The sequence below is a fragment of the Streptomyces justiciae genome, assembly GCF_015163075.1.
Taxonomy (GTDB): domain Bacteria; phylum Actinomycetota; class Actinomycetes; order Streptomycetales; family Streptomycetaceae; genus Streptomyces; species Streptomyces justiciae.
In genome coordinates this window covers 335,964-355,145 of sequence record NZ_JADDXU010000002.1, presented here as the reverse complement: position 1 = coordinate 355,145, position 19,182 = coordinate 335,964, and the positions used below count along the sequence as shown (strand labels likewise).

Annotated in this window: 13 protein-coding genes and 1 pseudogene; 13 read left to right on the top strand and 1 reads right to left on the bottom strand. The window is 71.8% G+C overall.

Annotated elements, in window-relative coordinates; all coding sequences use genetic code 11:
* The first annotated feature begins 20 nt into the window (after nt 1-20).
* Entirely contained in the window at nt 21-974 is a 954-nt protein-coding gene (gene folP / locus IQ210_RS05705; protein ID WP_456115051.1) for a dihydropteroate synthase, read from the top strand.
* A gap of 39 nt (nt 975-1,013) precedes the next feature.
* On the opposite strand, the gene IQ210_RS05700 is transcribed toward folP, so the two are convergent.
* Nucleotides 1,014-1,814 (bottom strand): IclR family transcriptional regulator, encoded by an 801-nt coding sequence (locus tag IQ210_RS05700; RefSeq protein WP_194077692.1) that lies wholly within the window; start codon nt 1,812-1,814, stop codon nt 1,014-1,016.
* Nucleotides 1,815-2,023: 209 nt separating this feature from the next.
* Here IQ210_RS05700 and IQ210_RS05695 point away from each other — a divergent pair, with 209 nt between their 5' ends.
* The 12 genes and pseudogenes from IQ210_RS05695 to mshA all read left to right on the top strand — a co-directional run.
* Nucleotides 2,024-3,412, top strand: a complete 1,389-nt coding sequence (locus IQ210_RS05695) for an MFS transporter (RefSeq protein WP_228047053.1) — start codon at nt 2,024-2,026, stop codon at nt 3,410-3,412.
* Between the two features lie 178 nt (nt 3,413-3,590).
* Nucleotides 3,591-4,676 carry an S-(hydroxymethyl)mycothiol dehydrogenase gene (locus IQ210_RS05690; protein ID WP_194077690.1) on the top strand — a complete coding sequence of 362 codons (1,086 nt, stop codon included), beginning with the start codon at nt 3,591-3,593 and terminating at the stop codon, nt 4,674-4,676.
* Nucleotides 4,673-7,138, top strand: a complete 2,466-nt coding sequence (locus IQ210_RS05685) for a GcvT family protein (RefSeq protein WP_194077688.1) — start codon at nt 4,673-4,675, stop codon at nt 7,136-7,138. The genes IQ210_RS05690 and IQ210_RS05685 overlap by 4 nt, the downstream gene beginning before the upstream one ends.
* A 135-nt stretch (nt 7,139-7,273) precedes the next feature.
* Nucleotides 7,274-8,422, top strand: coding sequence for an N-methyl-L-tryptophan oxidase (solA, locus tag IQ210_RS05680; protein WP_194077687.1), 1,149 nt, complete (start codon nt 7,274-7,276; stop codon nt 8,420-8,422).
* A gap of 36 nt (nt 8,423-8,458) precedes the next feature.
* The gene (locus tag IQ210_RS05675) at nt 8,459-9,592 is read left to right on the top strand and encodes an aromatic ring-hydroxylating oxygenase subunit alpha (RefSeq protein ID WP_194077686.1); all 1,134 of its coding nucleotides are present in this window, start codon (nt 8,459-8,461) and stop codon (nt 9,590-9,592) included.
* Between the two features lie 102 nt (nt 9,593-9,694).
* On the top strand, nt 9,695-12,418 hold the full coding sequence (locus IQ210_RS05670; RefSeq protein WP_194077685.1) for a SpoIIE family protein phosphatase: 2,724 nt from the start codon (nt 9,695-9,697) through the stop codon (nt 12,416-12,418).
* A 149-nt stretch (nt 12,419-12,567) separates the two neighbouring features.
* On the top strand, nt 12,568-13,749 hold the full coding sequence (locus IQ210_RS05665; protein ID WP_194077684.1) for an NAD(P)/FAD-dependent oxidoreductase: 1,182 nt from the start codon (nt 12,568-12,570) through the stop codon (nt 13,747-13,749).
* Nucleotides 13,746-14,174 carry a glycine cleavage system protein GcvH gene (gene gcvH, locus IQ210_RS05660; protein WP_194077683.1) on the top strand — a complete coding sequence of 143 codons (429 nt, stop codon included), beginning with the start codon at nt 13,746-13,748 and terminating at the stop codon, nt 14,172-14,174. The genes IQ210_RS05665 and gcvH overlap by 4 nt, the downstream gene beginning before the upstream one ends.
* Nucleotides 14,171-15,430: a serine hydroxymethyltransferase gene (gene glyA / locus IQ210_RS05655; protein WP_194077682.1), complete on the top strand. Its 1,260-nt coding sequence runs from the start codon at nt 14,171-14,173 to the stop codon at nt 15,428-15,430. Before gcvH ends, glyA begins: the two co-directional genes overlap by 4 nt.
* 69 nt (nt 15,431-15,499) lie before the next feature.
* A complete protein-coding gene (locus IQ210_RS05650; protein WP_194077680.1) occupies nt 15,500-16,882 on the top strand; it encodes an L-serine ammonia-lyase in 1,383 nt (460 codons plus the stop codon).
* Between the two features lie 8 nt (nt 16,883-16,890).
* Nucleotides 16,891-17,751 (top strand): formate dehydrogenase accessory sulfurtransferase FdhD, encoded by an 861-nt coding sequence (gene fdhD, locus IQ210_RS05645; RefSeq protein ID WP_194077678.1) that lies wholly within the window; start codon nt 16,891-16,893, stop codon nt 17,749-17,751.
* 2 nt (nt 17,752-17,753) lie between these two features.
* Nucleotides 17,754-19,022: pseudogene (mshA, locus tag IQ210_RS05640) on the top strand (D-inositol-3-phosphate glycosyltransferase); the annotation flags it as partial.
* Nucleotides 19,023-19,182 lie beyond the last annotated feature (160 nt).

Sequence of the window (19,182 nt, the reverse complement as noted above, 5' to 3'; positions counted from 1 at the left end):
CGCACGGAAAGTCGATCCCTGTGACCGTCACGACCCACGCCGGCCTCCCGCACCCGGGAACGCCGGACATCCACGCCGGCCTCCCGCACCCGGGCAGGCCGGACGTCCATCCGCCCGGGCTGCCCCGGCCCGGCCGGACGCTGGTCATGGGCGTCCTCAACGTCACGCCCGACTCGTTCTCCGACGGCGGACTGGCGTTCGCGGCGGACGCCGCCGTCGCACACGGGCTCGCGCTGCTGGAGCAGGGCGCGGACATCGTGGACGTCGGCGGCGAGTCGACCCGCCCCGGCGCGGCCCGCCCCTCGGTCGAGGAGGAGCTGCGCCGGGTGCTGCCCGTCGTCCGGGAACTCGCGGCGGCGGGCGCGGTCGTCAGCATCGACACCATGCGGGCCGAGGTCGCCGCCCGCGCGCTGGACGCCGGCGCGCGGCTGGTCAACGACGTCTCCGGCGGCCTCGCCGACCCGGCGATGCTGCCGCTGATGGCCCGGGCGGGCCTGCCGTACGTCCTGATGCACTGGCGGGGCCACTCCGCCGGCATGCAGGCGAACGCCCGCTACGACGACGTGGTCGCCGATGTCCTCGACGAACTGCGCCTGAGGATCGAGGCCGCGCTGGAGGCCGGGATCGCGCCCGGCTCGCTGATCGTCGACCCGGGGCTGGGCTTCGCCAAGGAGCCCGAGCACAACTGGGAGTTGCTGGGCCGCCTCGGGGAGGTGGGTGCGCTCGGCCATCCCGTGCTCGTGGGTGCGTCACGCAAGTCGTTCCTGGGCGCGCTGCTGGCGGACCGCACGACGGGCCGGCCCCGGCCGGCACCGCAGCGGGACGCGGCGACCACCGCCGTGTCCGTGCTCGCCGCCGCGCAGGGCGTGTGGTGTCTGCGGGTGCACGACGTCGCCTCGACGCTGGACGCGGTACGGGTGACGGCCCGTTGGGGCGCCGAGGCGATCCGGGGGAGGGCGGCTCAGCCCAGGTAGCTCATCCGCCGGCTGATCCCCTGGGCTCAGCCCAGCCGGTCATCCGCCGAGATAGCCCATCCGGTGGCTGATCTCCTGCGCGCCCTTCATCAGCAGCGGCGCCAGTTCGTGGATGCGTTCCTCGGTGAAGCGGTACGCCGGTCCTGAGGCGCTGAGGGCGGCGACGACCTCGCCGTCCCGGGCCCGGATCGGGGCCGCCACGGCGTGCAGTCCGATCTCGAGCTCCTCCAGCGTCACGGCGTATCCGCGTTCGCGCGCCTCGGCGAGGTCCTTCTCCAGCTTCGTCCTGGCGGTCAGCGTGTGAGGCGTCAGCTTCTTCGTCCCGGACGCCGCGAGCACCTGGGCGCGCTCCTGCTCCGACAGATGGGCCAGCAGGATCTTGCCGCTCGACGTGGCGTGCACCGGGGTGAGCTGGCCGACCCAGTTGTGGGTGCCGACCGCGCCGGGGCCGCGCACCTGGTGCAGGTTGACCGCGAAGTGCTCCTGCAGTACGGCGATGTTGACGGTCTCGCCGATCTCCTCGCTGAGCCGTTCGCACACCTGCCGGCCCTGCTGGGTGACGTCGAGCCGGCCCGTGACCGCACCGGCCAGCCGTACGATCCCGAAGCCCAGCCGGTACTTGCCCCGCTCGGCGGTCTGCTCCACCAGGCCGCGCGCCTCCAGTGCACCGAGCAGCCGGAAGGCGGTCGACTTGTGGACGTCGATCTCGGCGGCCACCTCGCTGACGCCCGCCTCGCCGCGCTGGGCGAGGATCTCCAGGACGCTGACGGCACGGTCGACGGACTGCACCCCGGTCGACGCCGGAGCCATTGTTTCGCTATCTGCGTTGGAGTTGCTCATAGCGCAACTGTACGCGATCGACGACCGTCGGCGAGGGGTCGCGACGCCTTCACGTGAGGCCGGTCGGGGGCTTGGCGTCGGCCTTCTCCGCGCACACTAGGCGTGCCCGCCCCCGCGACGGAAGACGGCTGCCTCAAGAGATTCCGTACGCCTTCTTGACGGCTGCGCCAGCTCTGTGTTCGGTTGCGTATGGAGAGACGCGTTCTTGAATGCGCAACACTGCGCAACACTGCGCAACGCTGCGCGACGCCGCGCAGCACCGCTCATGGTCCCCAGTCCCCCGCCCCGGGAGGTCAGATGTCCATCCGTGCCGTCGACGAGGCGCCACTGAACCGATTCCACCGAAGCTGAACCTGAGCACCGGGGACGAGAGCCTCATCGGCGCCGCCGCCCTGATCGGCATCTTCGCCGGAGGGCTGTTCTTCGGCCCCGTCACCGACAAGCTCGGCCGGGAGGCGATGTACACCAGCGACCTCGCGGTCCTGGTCGCCGGATCGGTGCTGTCGGTGTTCGCCACCGAGACCTGGCAGTTCGTCGTGCTGCGCTTCGTGCTCGGCATGGCCATCGGCGCCGACTACCCGATCGCGACGTCCCTGCTGGCCGAATGGGTGCCCAACAAGCACCGGGGACGGCTGCTCGGCGTGCTCATCCTGGCCTGGTACGTCGGCGCGGCGGCCGCCTACGCGGTGGGCTATGTGATGGCCGAGATCGGGGGCCAGGGCGCCTGGCGGTGGATGCTCGCCTCGGGTGCCGTGCTGAGCGCGGTGATCCTGCTGCTGCGCGTCGGAACGCCCGAGTCACCCCTGTGGCTGGTCGGCAAGGGCCGTACCGCCGACGCCCGGAAGGCGATCAAGCAGGCCCTCGACCGCACCGTCCCGGTCGAGGAACTGCTCGCGGCCTCGGCCGCCGAACAGGCCGTGGGACAGAGCCGGTTCCGCGATCTCTTCCAGGGCGTCTACCTCAGGCGCACCCTGTTCTGCGGGCTCTTCTACATGTGTCAGATCACGCCGATGTTCGCCCTGTACACCTTCGGCCCGACCATCCTCGGCTCCTTCGGCCTCGGGGAGGGCAACGACAGCTACTTGGGCTCCGCGCTCATCAGTTGCGTGTTCGTCCTGGGCTGTGTCCCGGCGCTCCGCCTCGTGGACCGCGTGGGGCGCCGCCCGGTCATCGTGTGGTCGTTCGCGCTGATGGTGGTCCCGCTCGCGATGCTCGGCGGGGGCTCCGCGCTCCCCGTCGCCGTCGTCATCGCGTGCTTCTGCGCCTACGCCCTCTTCTCCGGCGGCCCCACGGTGTTGGAGTGGACGTACCCCAACGAACTGTTCCCCACGAGCATCCGCGCCACCGCGGGCGGCGTGGCGACCTCGATCAGCCGTGTCGGCGCCGCTGCCGGCACCTATCTGTTGCCGATCTCCCTCGACCGGCTGGGCATCGGCACGACCATGCTCATCGGCGCCGCGATCACCGGCGTGGGCTGGCTCGTCTCCTTCGCCTGGGCCGAGGAGACGCGAGGCCGCACCCTCGCGGAGACCAGCGCCCGGCCCGGCGCGGCCCCGCGGTCCACGACCGCCGACAACTACGCCCGGCGAACCCCTTGACAGTGGGTGTCCGCAAGGAGACAGTTTGGGCGTCGTTGCTTATGGCGAAGATGATTGCGTAGTACGCAACAAGCGATAAGCGGAGCGCACATCACGCGCAGCGGCCCTGACGCCCCGCCCTCCAGAACATCCGGCCGAACCCCCGCACGCGGCCGTCCCCCCAGCGAGGAGATCGACAGTGACACACGAGGTACGCGCCGTCGTCGCCCGGCAGAAAGGCGCGCCCGTCTCGGTGGAGACGATCCTGGTGCCGGACCCCGGTCCGGGCGAGGCGCTGGTCCAGGTGCAGGCCTGCGGCGTCTGCCACACCGACCTCCACTACCGCGAGGGCGGCATCAACGACGCGTTCCCGTTCCTGCTCGGTCACGAGGCCGCGGGCGTCGTCGAGGCGGTCGGCGAGGGCGTCACCGAGGTCGCGCCCGGCGACTTCGTCGTCCTCAACTGGCGTGCGGTCTGCGGCACCTGTCGGGCGTGCAGCAAGGGCAGGCCCTGGTACTGCTTCGCCACCCACAACGCGACGCAGCCGATGACCCTGGCCGACGGGACCCCGCTCGCCCCGGCCCTCGGTATCGGCGCCTTCGCCGAGAAGACCCTGGTCGCCGCGGGCCAGTGCACCAAGGTGGACTCGACCGCAGCGCCCGCGGCGGCCGGACTGCTCGGCTGCGGGGTGATGGCCGGGTTCGGCGCCGCCGTCAACACCGGCGGCGTGGGCCGCGGCGACTCGATCGCGGTGATCGGCTGCGGCGGCGTCGGCATGGCCGCCATCGCCGGTGCCAAGGTGGCGGGCGCCTCCCGGATCATCGCCGTCGACGTCGACGAGCGGAAGCTCAAGTGGGCCGAGCAGTTCGGCGCCACCGACACCGTCGACTCCTCCCGCACCGACGCCGTCACCGCGATCCGCGAGCTGACCGGCGGCTTCGGCGCCGACGTCGTCGTGGACGCGGTCGGCCGCCCCGAGACCTTCCGGCAGGCCTTCTACGCCCGCGACCTGGCCGGCACCACCGTCCTCGTCGGCGTCCCCACCCCGGAGCTCACCCTCGACCTGCCGCTGCTGGACGTCTTCGGCCGCGGCGGCGCCCTGAAGTCCTCCTGGTACGGCGACTGTCTGCCCTCCCGGGACTTCCCCGCCCTCATCGACCTCTACCTCCAGGGCCGCTTCGACCTGGGCGACTTCGTCAGCGAGACGATCGGCCTGGACGACGTCGAGGAGGCGTTCGCCAAGATGCACCACGGCGAGGTCCTGCGCTCGGTGGTGGTCCTGTGACCGCGCGGACGAACAACGCGGCCCAGCCGAAGGTCGTCGTCATCGGCGCCGGCATCGTCGGCTGCGCCCTCAGCGACGAACTGACCGCCCGCGGCTGGACGGACGTCACCGTCCTGGAGCAGGGCCCGCTCTTCGCCACGGGCGGCTCCACCTCCCACGCCCCCGGTCTGGTGTTCCAGACCAACGGGGCGAAGACGATGACCGAGTTCGCCCGGTACACCGTCGAGAAGTACAGCGCGCTGACCCTCGACGGACAGTGGTGCTTCAACCAGGTCGGCGGCCTGGAGGTGGCCACCAGCCCCGAGCGCCTCGCGGAGATCCAGCGCCGGCACGGCTGGCTCAGCTCCTGGGGCGTCGACAGCCGCCTGCTGACCCCCGCCGAGTCCGCCGCACTGCACCCACTGCTCGACCCCGAGCGCATCCTCGGCGGCTTCCACATCCCCACCGACGGCCTGGCCAAGGCCCTGCGCGCCGGCGAGGCCCAGGCCCGCCTCGCCATGGCCCGCGGCGCCCGCTTCCTGCCCCACCACACCGTGACCGGCATCGAGACGACCGGCGACCGGGTCAGCGTGGTCGTCACCGATCAGGGCACCTTCCCGGCGGACATCGTGGTCTCCTGCGCCGGCTTCTGGGGCCCGCGGATCGGCCGCATGGTCGACCAGCCGGTCCCGCTGATCCCGCTCGCCCACCAGTACGCCCGCACCACCGGACTCCCGCTCCTCGCCGGACGCAACGACGAGCGCACCGAGGCCTCCCTGCCGATCCTGCGCAACCAGGACGCCGGCCTCTACTACCGCGAACTCGTCGACCGCATGGGCATCGGCTCCTACGCCCACCGCCCCATGCCGGTCTCCCTGGACGAGGTCGCCCACCCGCGCGACACCGCGATGCCGTCCTCCCTGGAGTTCACCGAGGCCGACTTCGAGGGCGCCTGGACCGACTCCGTCGCCCTGCTCCCGTCGCTGGCGGACACGAAGATCGAGGAGGGCTTCAACGGCATCTTCTCCTTCACCTCCGACGGCATGCCGCTCATGGGCGAGTCGCCGAAGGTCCAGGGCTTCTGGCTCGCCGAGGCCGTGTGGGTCACCCACTCTGCCGGCGTCGCCAAGGCCCTGGCCGAGTGGCTGGTCGACGGCCGCCCCACGACCGACGTCCACGGATGCGACATCAACCGCTTCGAGGAAGTCCAGCTGGCGCCGTCGTACGTCATGGAACGCAGCTGCCAGAACTTCGCCGAGGTGTACGACATCCTGCACCCGCTGCAACCCGCCGAACGCCCGCGCCCGCTGCGCACCAGCCCCTTCCACGCCCGTCAGGAGGCGCTCGGCGCGGTCTTCCTGGAGGGCGGCGGCTGGGAACGCCCGCACTGGTACGAGGCCAACGCCGACCTGCCCGAGGTGGCCCGGGTCCCCGGCCGCGGCGCCTGGGCGTCCCGCTACTGGTCGCCGATCGTCGGCGCCGAGGCCCTCGTCACCCGCGAGCGCGTGGCCCTGTACGACATGACACCGCTGAAGCGGCTGGAGGTCACCGGCCCCGAAGCGCTCGCGTTCCTCCAGGAGTTGACCACCAACCAGCTGGACAAGCCGGTCGGCTCGGTCACCTACACCCTCCTCCTCGACGCCGCCGGCGGCATCCGCAGCGACCTGACCATCGCCCGTCTGGAAACCGAACGCTTCCAGCTCGGCGCCAACGGCAACCTCGACCTGGACTGGCTGCGCCGCCGCCTGCCCGGCGACGGTTCCGTGCAGGTACGGGACATCACCGCCGGCACCTGCTGCCTCGGCGTCTGGGGCCCGCGCGCCCGCGACCTCGTCCAGCCGCTCACCGACACCGACTTCTCGCACAAAGGCTTCGGCTACTTCAAGGCCAAGCAGGCCTACCTCGGCGACGTCCCGGTCACCGCGATGCGGCTGAGCTACGTCGGCGAACTCGGCTGGGAGATCTACACGACCGCCGACCTCGGCGCCCGCCTGTGGGACACCCTGTGGGAGGCCGGACAGGAGCTCGGCATCATCGCCGCGGGCCGCAGCGCCTTCAACAGCCTGCGCCTGGAGAAGGGTTACCGCTCCTGGGGTCATGACATGACCACCGAGCACAACCCGTACGAGGCCGGCCTCGGCTTCGCCGTCCGCCGCACCAAGGAGCGCTTCACGGGCAAGTCCGCCCTGGAGGGCATCACCGACGAGACGGTCACCCGCCGCCTCACCCCGCTGGTCCTCCAGGACCGGCAGTCCGTGGTGCTGGGCCACGAACCGGTCTACGTGAACGGCACCCCGGCCGGCTACGTCACCAGCGCCGCCTACGGCTACACGATCGACGCCCCCATCGCCTACGCCTGGCTCCCGGCCGAACACGCGACCCCCGGAACGCGGGTGGAGATCGAGTACTTCGGCACGAGGGTCCCGGCGGTCACCGCGGCAGAGCCGCTGTTCGACCCGGAGATGTCCCGCATCCGCCGCTGAACCAGGCTCGGGCGAAGTGCCCCGAAGGGGCGCGGGGCTGTATCGATTTGCGGCTCCGCCGCGTGGGCGCGACAAGCCGCCACCGGCCCGCAGACGAATCACTCCAACACCGGCAAGCTTCCAGGAGACGGACACATGGCCACTTCCTACGACGTGATCGTCGTCGGCCTGGGCGGCATGGGCAGCGCAGCCGCCTACCACCTGGCCGAACGCGGTCAACGCGTCCTCGGCATCGACCGCTTCGCCCCGGCCCACAACCTCGGCTCCAGCCACGGCGGTTCCCGCATCTACCGACAGGCCTACTTCGAGGACCCCGCATACGTGCCGCTACTGCTGCGCGCCCGCGAACTGTGGGAGAAGCTGGCCACCGACTCCGGCCGCGAGGTCTTCACCGAGACCGGCGGCCTCATGATCGGCCGCAAGCACAGCGAGGCCTTCGCGGGCACCCTGGCCAGCGCCCACCAGTGGGGCCTCGACCACGAAGTGCTGGGCGCCGCCGACATCCGGCGCCGCTTCCCCACGTTCAACCCGGCCGCCGAGGACATCGCGTTCTACGAGCGCAAGGCCGGCATCGCCCGCCCCGAGGAGACCGTCACGGCCCACCTCGACCTGGCCCGCGCCCACGGCGCCGAACTGCACTTCGCGGAGATGGTCCTCGGCTGGGAGGCCGACGGCCCCGGCGGCAAGGCCTGGGTGGTCACCGACCGCGGCGCCTACCTCGCCGACCGGCTGGTCATCGCCCCCGGGGCGTGGGCGCCGAAGCTGCTGTCCGACCTCGGGGTGCGGGTCATGGTGGAACGCCAGGTCATGTACTGGTTCCAGCCCGAGGGCGGCACCGCCCCCTTCACCCCCGACCGGCACCCCGTCTACATCTGGGAGGACCCGGACGGCACCCAGATCTACGGCTTTCCCGCCCTCGACGGCCCCGAGGGCGGCGCCAAGGTCGCCTTCTTCCGCAAGGGCGTCCCCAGCGACCCCGACACCCTCGACCGCGAGATCCACCCGGACGAGATCGCGGCCATGGCCGACCATCTGCGCTCCCGCCTGCCCGCCCTGCCCGGCCGTTTCCTCAAGGGCGCAGCCTGCATGTACGCCAACACCCCGGACGAGCACTTCGTCCTCGCTCGCCACCCCGACCATCCGCAGGTGACGGTGGCCTGCGGGTTCTCCGGACACGGATTCAAGTTCGTGCCCGTGATCGGCGAGATCATCGCCGACCTCGCCCTCGACGGCGCCACCGAGCACCCCATCGCCCTGTTCGACCCTCGCCGCGTGCGGGTCTGAATCTTCCGAGTCCGCATCTTTTCCGAAGGTGACACGATGACCATCACGAACCTGCCGCCCAGCCTGATCCCCACCCTGTCCGGTGAGTACTACACCGCCCCCGAGGTGTTCGCCCAGGAGCAGGAGCGGGTCTTCGAGACCATGTGGTTCTGCGTGGCCCGCGCCGCCGACCTCGCCAAGCCCGGCGCCTTCCGCACCTACCAGGTGGGCCGCGAGAGCGTGCTCGTCTCCCGCTCCCGGGACGGGTCGGTCAAGGCGTTCCTCAACATCTGCCGGCACCGCGGCGCCAAGCTCTGCACCGAGGAGTCCGGCGAGGTCAAGCGCGCCTTCCAGTGCCCGTACCACGCCTGGACCTACGGCCTGGACGGCAAGCTCGTCGCCGCGCCCAACCTGACGTCGATGCCGGACATCGACCGGGTCGAGTACGGCCTGATCAACGTCCACGTCCGCGAATGGCTCGGCTATGTGTGGGTGTCCCTGGCCGACGAGCCGCCGTCGTTCGAGGCCGACGTGCAGGGCGCGGTCGTCGAGCGGCTCGGCGACCTGGAGTCCATCGAGCGCTACGACATCGACAACCTCCAGCTGGGCCGTCGTATCACCTACGACGTGAAGGCCAACTGGAAGCTCATCATCGAGAACTTCATGGAGTGCTACCACTGCGCCACGATCCACCCCGAACTGACCGAGGTGCTCCCGGAGTTCGCGGACGGTTACGCAGCCCAGTACTACGTGGGCCACGGCGCGGAGTTCGGTGAGGAGGTGCAGGGCTTCACCGTCGACGGCTCCGAGGGCCTGGACCGCATCCCGGGTGTCGCCGACGACCAGGACCGCCGCTACTACGCCATCACCGTCCGCCCGCAGGTGTTCATCAACCTCGTCCCCGACCATGTGATCTTCCACCGCATGTACCCGATGGCCGCGGACCGCACGATCGTCGAGTGCGACTGGCTGTACCTGCCGCACGTCGTGGAGAGCGGCAAGGACGTCAGCCGCTCAGTGGAACTCTTCCACCGCGTCAACCAGCAGGACTTCGACGCCTGCGAGCGCACCCAGCCGGCGATGAGCTCGAAGGCGTACGCCAAGGGCGGCGTCCTGGTGCCCAGCGAGCACCACATCGGCGAGTTCCACACCTGGCTGCAGAACAAGCTGGAGGTCAGGCCCGCGCACTGACCCCACCCCAGAACCGCCCGTCCACCTGCTGTTGCGGCCCCTCCGGCAGGTGGACGGGCCACGGGAAGCCCCGCCGGACCGGTGACGGCCAATACTTGAGGCATGGAGAGGTCCAGAGCACGGCGATCCTCGGTACGTCTGCCCTCCGTGCTGAGCGCCCACAGCGTCGCGGGCCAGGTCTTCTTCCTGCAGGTGGCCGTCGTGCTGCTGCTCGTGGCAGCGGCGCTGACGGCCCTCGTGCTCCAGGCCCGCAACGCGAGTCTGCGGGAGGCCCAGGAACGCTCGCTGGTCGGCGCCGAGACCTTCGCGCACGCGCCCGGGACGCTGGCCGCCATGCAGTCCGCCGACCCCAGCGCCCTGCTCCAGCCGCAGGCGGAGGCAGCCCGGAAGGCCTCCGGGGTGGCCTACATCATCGCGTTCGACACCAAGGGGATCCGCTGGACCCATCCCGACCCCGACCTCATCGGCAAGCACGTCGTCGGCTCCTACGCCGAGGCGCTCGGCGGACATGTGCACCAGGAGACGTACGACACGCCCGGCGTCGGCCGTGCCGTGGACGCGATGGTCCCCGTCTTCGACAAGGACGGGAAGGTCGTCGGACTGGTGTCCGTCGGCATCACGCTGAAGAGCATCGACCAGCGCGTGACCGACCAGCTGCCCCTGCTGATCGGCTCCGCCGTCGGCGGCGTCGCCCTGGTCACGGCGGGCGCGGGTCTGGTGAGCCGGCGGCTGCGCCGGCAGACCCACGGCCTCGATCCGGCCGAGATGACCCGGATGTACGAGCACCACGACGCCGTCCTGCACTCGGTCCGCGAGGGCGTGGTCGTCGTCAGCGGCGAGGGCCGGCTGCTCCTCGCCAACGACGAGGCACGCCGGCTGCTGGACCTGCCCGGCGACGGCGAAGGGCGACCGGTCCGCGAACTCGGCCTCCCCGCGCCCGCCACCGCGCTGCTCACCTCGGGCCGGGTGGTCACCGACGAGGTGATCCTGGCCGGGGAGCGCCTGCTGGCCGTCAACCTCCGGCCCACCGCCCCGGCCGGGAGCGTCGCCACCCTGCGCGACACCACGGAGCTGCGCGCCCTGGCGGGCCGGGCCCAGGTCGCCCGCGAGCGCCTGCAACTCCTCTACGACGCCGGGGTCCGCGTCGGTACCACGCTGGACGTCGTGCGCACCGCCGAGGAACTCGCCGAGATCGCCGTACCCCGGTTCGCCGACTACGTCACCGTCGAGCTGCTGGAAGCGGTCCGCCAGGGTGAGGAACCCGACGGCGCGAGCCCGGCCATGGACCGCATCGCCGTCAGCGGCATCCGGGACGACCCGCCGCTGTATCCGGCGGGGGAGCGCATCACGTTCCTGCCGTCGATGCCGCAGGCGCAGGGACTGCACAGTGGCCACGCCGTGCTGGTGTCCGAGCCGAGCGGCGAGCCGGGCTGGCGGGCCCAGGACCCCGAGCGGACCGGGCGCGTCCTGGACTTCGGCATCCACTCCCTGATCACCGTGCCGTTGCGGGCGCGGGGCATGGTGCTGGGCATGGTCGACTTCTGGCGCTCGGAGCAGAAGCCGTTCACCGAGGACGACCTCGCCTTCGCCGAGGAGCTGGCCGCCCGGGCGGCGGTCGCGATCGACAACGCCCGCCGCTACACCCGCGAGCACACCACCGCGGTCACCCTCCAGCGCAGCCTGCTGCCGCACGCCCTGCCCGAGCAGTCCGCCCTGGAGGTCGCCTACCGGTATCTGCCCGCCCAGGCCGGGGTGAGCGGCGACTGGTTCGACGTCATCCCGCTGCCCGGCGCCCGCGTCGCCCTGGTCGTCGGCGACGTCGTCGGCCACGGACTGCACGCCGCCGCCACCATGGGACGGCTGCGCACCGCGGTCCACAACTTCTGCTCCCTGGACCTCGCCCCGGACGAACTCCTGAGCCACCTGGACGAGTTGGTCGCCCGCATCGACGACAGCGAGGCCGACACGGCGGACAGCGCGCCCGTCACCGGGGCCACCTGCCTGTTCGCGATCTACGAACCGGTCTCCGGGCAGTGCACCATCGCCCGGGCCGGCCATCCAGGGCCCGCCCTGGTCCACCCCGACGGCACCGTCACCTTCCCCGACGTCCCGGTCTCGCCCCCGCTCGGCCTCGGTGCCGGACTCCCCGTCGAGACCGCCGACCTGCGGCTGCCCGAGGGCTCCCGGCTCGCCCTGTACACCGACGGACTCGTCGAGGACCGCGACCGGGACATCGACGTCGGCCTCGCCCTCCTCGCCGGAGCCCTGGCCCACCCCGACCAGACCCCGGAGGAGTCCTGCCGGGCGGTCCTCGACGCCCTGTTGCCCGACCGCCCGCGCGACGACGTCGCCCTCCTCGTCGCCCGCACCCTGCGGCTCGCCCCGGACCGGGTCGCCGACTGGGACGTCCCCCCGGACCCCGCCGCCCTGGGTCCGCTCCGCGCCGCCTGCATCCGCCGCCTCTCGGACTGGGGCCTGGACGAGATCGCCTTCACCACCGAACTCATCCTCAGCGAACTGGTCACCAACGCCATCCGCTACGGCGGCGAACCCATCCGCCTGCGTCTGCTGTACGACCGCGACAGCCTCATCTGCGAGGTCTCCGACGGCAGCAGCACCTCCCCGCATCTGCGCCACGCCGCCACCACCGACGAAGGCGGCCGAGGACTGTTCCTCGTCGCCCAGTTCGCCCGGCGCTGGGGCACCCGCTACACCGATCGCGGCAAGGTCATCTGGAGCGAACAGTCCCTGGACGGCGCCGAGTCCGGGCTCGACGAGATGACCGGCGACGCCCTCCTCGACCAGTGGGACGAGCCACCGCTCTGACCGACCCTCGTTGCGAGGCGCGCAACATAAAGCGTCATCGGAAATTGATGTGCGACCGCTCCCTTGACAATCCCCGCACTGCGCGGAAAGCATGTTGCGTATAGCGATCGTCGTTGTGTTATGTGAGACAACTCCCGTCAGGAGCCCGCATGAGGAGCATCACCGTCGTCGGAGCGTCGCTGGCAGGCCTGAGCACGGTCCGCGCGCTGCGTACAGAGGGCTACGACGGCGAGCTCGTCGTCGTGGGGGAGGAGCGGCACACTCCCTACGACCGCCCGCCCCTGTCCAAGGACTTCCTCAAGGGCGACATCGGCGCCGACGCCCTCGCGCTCGGCGACCCCGCCGAGTACGACGACCTGGACGTCCAGTGGCTGCTCGGCGAGCGCGCGGTACGGCTCGACCCCGTCGCCCGCACCGTCACCCTGACCGGCGGCCGCCAGGTCCGCACCAACGGCGTCGTCATCGCGACCGGCGCCAGCCCCCGCATGCTCCCCGGCACGGACGGGCTGCGCGGTGTCCACACCCTGCGCACCCTGGACGACGCCCAGGCCCTGCGCGCCGAACTGCTGGACGGCCGGCCCACGGTCGTCGTCATCGGCGCCGGGTTCATCGGCGCCGAGGTGGCCTCCACCGCACGCCTGCTCGGCCTCGACGTCACCGTGGTGGAGGCGCTCGACGTCCCGCTGGAACGCCAACTCGGCCGCGAGATGGGCCTGGTGTGCTCCTCGCTCCACACCGATCACGGCGTGCGCCTGCTGTGCGGCACCGGGGTCGCGGAACTCGTCGGCGACGACCGGGTCACCGGGGTGCGGCTGGCGGACGGCCGCCTGCTGCCCGCCGACATCGTCGTGGTCGGCGTGGGCGTGCGCCCCAACACCGACTGGCTCGCCGGTTCCGGCGTCCAGGTGGACGACGGCGTGGTCTGCGACAGCGGCTGCGCCACCGGCGTCCCGGGCGTGGTCGCCGTCGGCGACGTCGCCCGCTGCCCCCACCCCTTCACCGGCCGGCACACCCGCATCGAGCACTGGAGCAACGCCACCGAACAGGCGAGGACCGCCGCCCGCACCCTGCTGACCGGCGTCTCCGCCGCGGCCCCGGCCACCCCGCCGTACTTCTGGTCCGACCAGTACGGCGTCCGCATCCAGGTCGCCGGCCACATCACGCCCGGCGCCGCACCCGAAGTCGTCGAGGGCGCCGTCGACACCCGTGCCTTCACGGCCGTCTACCGGCACGAGGGCACCCCCGTCGCCGTGCTCTCCCTCAACCAGCCGAAGTTCTTCAACCGCCTGCGCCGCACCCTCGTCCCCGCCACGGCGGCCGCCCTCTCATGACCCCGCCGCCCCCGCACCCGACGCAGGAGACCGCCCCGGGCATTCCGCGGCACCTGCGCTACACCTGGGACCACGAGTGGCTGGCCGTGGACCAGGGCGACGCGACCGTCGGCATCACCGCGTACGCGGCCCGGGCCCTCGGTGACGTCGTCCACCTCCGCCTGCCCGAGGTCGGCACCTGGGTCGAGGCGGGGGAGAGCTGCGGACGCATCACCTCGCAGTCCGCCGTCAGCGAGCTGTACGCCCCCGCCTCGGGCCGGGTCCTGCAAGTCAACTCCGCGCTGGCCGACGACCCCGGCGTCGTCAACGCCGCCCCCTACACCGGCGGTTGGCTGTTCCGGCTGCGGGTCGAGAACATCGCCGGCGCGCTGTCCGCCGACGCCTACGCCGCCCACTGCGCCCACACCGAAGGAGACCGCCGATGACCCTGTTCAACACCTCCCTCCACGCGCTCGACCCCGAGGTCGCCGCCGCGGTCGACGCCGAGCTGAACCGGCAGCAGTCCACCCTGGAGATGATCGCCTCGGAGAACTTCGCGCCGGTCGCGGTGATGGAGGCGCAGGGCTCGGTGCTGACGAACAAGTACGCCGAGGGCTATCCGGGCCGTCGCTACTACGGCGGCTGTGAGCATGTCGACGTCGCCGAGCAGATCGCCATCGACCGGGTCAAGGAGCTGTTCGGCGCCGAGTACGCCAACGTCCAGCCCCACTCGGGTGCTTCAGCCAACCAGGCGGCCCTGTTCGCGCTGGCCTCCCCTGGGGACACGATCCTCGGCCTGGACCTGGCGCACGGCGGCCACCTCACCCACGGCATGAAGATCAACTTCTCGGGCAAGCAGTTCAACGTGGTCCCGTACCACGTGGACGACGCCGGTCTCGTGGACATGGCCGAGGTGGAGCAGCTCGCCAAGGAGCATCGTCCGAAGGTGATCATCGCCGGGTGGTCGGCGTACCCGCGGCAACTGGACTTCGCGGAGTTCCGGCGGATCGCCGACGAGGTCGAGGCCTACCTGTGGGTCGACATGGCCCACTTCGCGGGCCTGGTCGCGGCGGGACTGCACCCGAACCCGGTCGAGTACGCGGACGTGGTCACCTCCACGACTCACAAGACCCTGGGCGGCCCGCGCGGCGGCATCATCCTCGCCCGCAACAAGGACTTCGCGAAGAAGCTCAACTCGGCGGTCTTCCCCGGCTTCCAGGGCGGCCCGCTGGAGCATGTGATCGCGGCGAAGGCGGTGTCCTTCAAGGTCGCCGCCTCGGAGGAGTTCAAGGAGCGGCAGCAGCGCACGCTCGACGGCGCCCGCATCCTGGCGGAGCGCCTGACCGCCGCGGACGCTCGCGAGGCCGGCGTCAACGTCCTGTCCGGCGGCACCGACGTGCACCTGCTCCTCGTAGACCTGCGTGAGTCGGAGCTGGACGGGCAGCAGGCCGAGGACCGTCTCCACGAGGTCGGCATCACGGTCAACCGCAACGCCGTCCCCGACGACCCGCGCCCGCCCATGGTGACGTCGGGTCTGCGCATCGGCACCCCGGCGCTGGCCACCCGCGGCTTCACGGCCGAGGACTTCACCGAGGTCGCCGACGTCATCGCCGAGACGCTCAAGCCGTCGTACGACGCCGAGGCGCTCAAGACCCGGGTCAAGGCCCTGGCCGACAAACACCCGCTCTACCCCGCCCTGTAACCGACACCCCTCCCGCAGGGGCGTGCCCGTGACCCACCGGCACGCCCCTCCAATCCCACGGAGCATGGCGTGGCAATCAGCGTCTTCGACCTGTTCTCCATAGGCATCGGACCGTCCAGTTCACACACCGTCGGACCCATGCGCGCCGCCGCGATGTTCGCCGCCCGGCTGAAGACGGACGGCCTGCTCGCCCAGACCGTCGCGGTCCGCGCGGAGCTCTTCGGCTCCCTCGGCGCCACCGGCCACGGCCACGGCACGCCCAAGGCGGTACTACTCGGCCTGGAGGGCAACGAGCCGCACACGGTCGACGTCGCCCAGGCCGACCTGGACGTCGAACGCATCCGCGACACCGGGCGCATCCGCCTGCTCGGCGCCGAGATCGGTCCGGCCCACGAGATCGACTTCGACGCCTCGACCCAACTGGTCCTGCACCGGCGGCGCTCGCTGCCCTACCACGCCAACGGCATGATCCTCTTCGCGTACGACGCCGACGGGGTGCCGCTGCTGGAGAAGACGTACTACTCGGTGGGCGGCGGCTTCGTCGTCGACGAGGACGCGATCGGCGCGGACCGCATCAAGCTCGACGACACCGTGCTCGCCCATCCGTTCAGTACCGGCGACGAGCTGCTGCGTCTGACGAAGGAGACCGGTCTGTCGATCTCCGCGTTGATGCTGGAGAACGAGAAGGCCTGGCGCACGGAGGAGGAGATCCGTGCGGGACTGCTGGAGATCTGGCGGGTCATGGAGGCCTGCGTCGCCCGCGGTCTGGGGCGCGAGGGCATCCTCCCGGGCGGGCTGAAGGTCCGCCGGCGGGCCGCCGCGGCCGCCCGCCAACTGCGCGGCGAGGGCGACCCGTTGGCCGGCGCGATGGAGTGGGTGACGCTCTACGCGATGGCTGTGAACGAGGAGAACGCGGCCGGCGGCCGGGTCGTCACCGCGCCCACCAACGGAGCCGCGGGCATCATCCCCGCCGTCCTGCACTACTTCATCAACTTCGTGCCGGGCGCCGACGAGGACGGCATCGTCCGCTTCCTGCTCGCCGCCGGCGCGATCGGCATGCTCTTCAAGGAGAACGCCTCCATCTCGGGCGCCGAGGTCGGCTGCCAGGGCGAGGTCGGCTCCGCCTGCTCGATGGCCGCGGGAGGACTGGCCGAGGTGCTCGGCGGCTCACCCGAACAGGTCGAGAACGCCGCCGAGATCGGCATGGAACACAACCTCGGCCTCACCTGCGACCCGGTCGGCGGCCTGGTCCAGATCCCGTGCATCGAACGCAACGGCATGGCCGCGGTGAAGGCCGTGACCGCCGCGCGGATGGCCCTGCGCGGCGACGGACGGCACCACGTCTCCCTCGACAAGGTCATCAAGACCATGAAGGAGACCGGCGCCGACATGAAGATCAAGTACAAGGAGACCGCCCGCGGCGGCCTCGCCGTCAACGTCATCGAGTGCTGAGGCCGGGCATGGGACGGGTCACCGAGCGACGGCCGGTGCTGCGGATCAGGGACGGTGCCGTGAGCACCCGACCCGACACGCTGGTCGCGGAGGAACCGCTGGAGATCCGGCTGGGCGGCAAGCCGCTCGCCATCACCATGCGCACCCCGGGCGACGACTTCGCCCTCGCCGCCGGGTTCCTGGTCAGCGAGGGCGTCGTGAGCCGGGCCGAGGACGTGGCGAACATCGTGTACTGCGCGGGCGCTACACAGGACGGCTCGAACACGTACAACGTCGTCGACGTCCGACTCGCCGACGGCGTCCCGCTGCCCGACATCACCCTCGAACGGAACGTGTACACCACGTCGTCGTGCGGTCTGTGCGGAAAAGCGAGCCTGGACGCCGTACGCACCACGGCCCGCTGGCCGATCGCCGACTCGCCCCCGCTCCGGACGACCCCCGAACTGCTGGCCGCCCTGCCCGACCGACTGCGGGCCGCGCAGCGGGTGTTCGACCGGACCGGCGGGCTGCACGCCGCCGGACTGTTCTCGCCCGAGGGCGAGTTGCTCGACCTGCGCGAGGACGTCGGCCGGCACAACGCCGTCGACAAACTGATCGGCCGTGCGCTGCGGTCCGGCCAACTGCCGCTCTCCCGCAGTGTGTTGCTGGTGTCCGGCCGGGCCTCCTTCGAGCTGGCGCAGAAAGCGGTCATGGCGGGCATCCCGCTGCTCGCGGCGGTCTCCGCACCGTCCTCCCTCGCCGTCGACCTGGCCGCCGAGACCGGCCTCACGCTCGTGGGCTTCCTGCGCGGCGGCTCCATGAACGTGTACGCGGGCGAGCACCGCCTCGACCTGCGCACCGAGGCGACGACGGCGGGAGCGCGCACGTGATCCGCCGCGTCGCCGTGCTCAGCGTGCACACCTCACCGCTGCACCAGCCCGGCACCGGTGACGCCGGCGGGATGAACGTCTACATCGTCGAACTCGCCCGGCGGCTCGCCGCCCTCGGCATCGAGGTGGAGATCTTCACCCGCGCCGGCTCCGCCGCGCTCCTGCCCACGGTCGAACTCACCCCCGGCGTCCTGGTACGCCACGTCCCCGCCGGACCGTACGAGGGCCTGGCCAAGGAGGACCTCCCCGCGCAGCTCTGCGCCTTCACTCACGGCTTGACACGTGCCTGGGCCGGCCACCGTCCCGGCCACTACGACCTCGTCCACTCCCACTACTGGCTCTCCGGGCACGTCGGCCGACTCGTCGCGGAGCGCTGGGGTGTCCCGCTCGTCCACACCATGCACACCATGGCCAAGGTCAAGAACGCCTCCCTGGCCCGCGGCGACACCCCCGAGCCCCCGGCGCGCGTGAGCGGCGAGACGCATGTCGTACGGGCCGCCGACCGTCTGATCGCGAACACCGCGAAGGAAGCGGCCGAACTGCTGTGCCACTACGACGCCGACCCCGCCCGGGTCGCCGTCGTCCATCCCGGCGTCGACCTGGAACGCTTCCGGCCGGACGCCCGCGGGGTCGAGGCCGGCCGGGCCGTGGCCCGCGCCCGACTGGGCCTCCCACGGGACGCGCTGATCCCGCTCTTCGTGGGCCGCATACAGCCGCTGAAGGCGCCGGACGTGCTGCTGCGCGCGGTGGCCCGGCTGCTGGCGGAGCGGCCCGGGCTGCGGGAACGGATCGTGGTGCCGGTCGTGGGCGGACCGAGCGGCAGCGGCCTGGCCGAGCCGGAAGGACTGCAGAAACTGGCGGCCCGGCTCGGCATCGCCGACGTCGTGCGGTTCATGCCGCCGGTCGGCCAGGACCGGCTCGCCGACTGGTACCGGGCGGCGTCCGTCCTGGTCATGCCGTCCCACAGCGAGTCCTTCGGCCTGGTCGCCGTCGAGGCACAGGCCTGCGGCACCCCGGTCATAGCGGCCGCGGTCGGCGGTCTGCCGGTGGCGGTGCGCGACGGGGTGAGCGGCGTTCTCGTACCGGGACACGACCCGGTGGACTACACGCGGGCCCTGCGCGGCTTCGCCGACGACCCGGCGCGCTCCGCCCGGATGGGCGAGGCCGCCGTCCGGCATGCCCGGGCCTTCGGCTGGGACGCGGCCGCGACGGCCACGGCGGACGTGTACACGGCGGCACTGCGCGCACGCCGACTCCAGCCGGTGCCCTGAGCGCGGCGGAGCCTGTCACCGCCGGGTCAGTCGGCAACAGCCGACCGGAGTCCGTCACCGCCGGGTCAGGCGACAACAGCCGACCGGAGTCCGTCACCGCCGGGTCAGCCGACAACAGCCGACCGGAGCCTGTCACCGCCGGGTCAGTCGGCAACAGCCG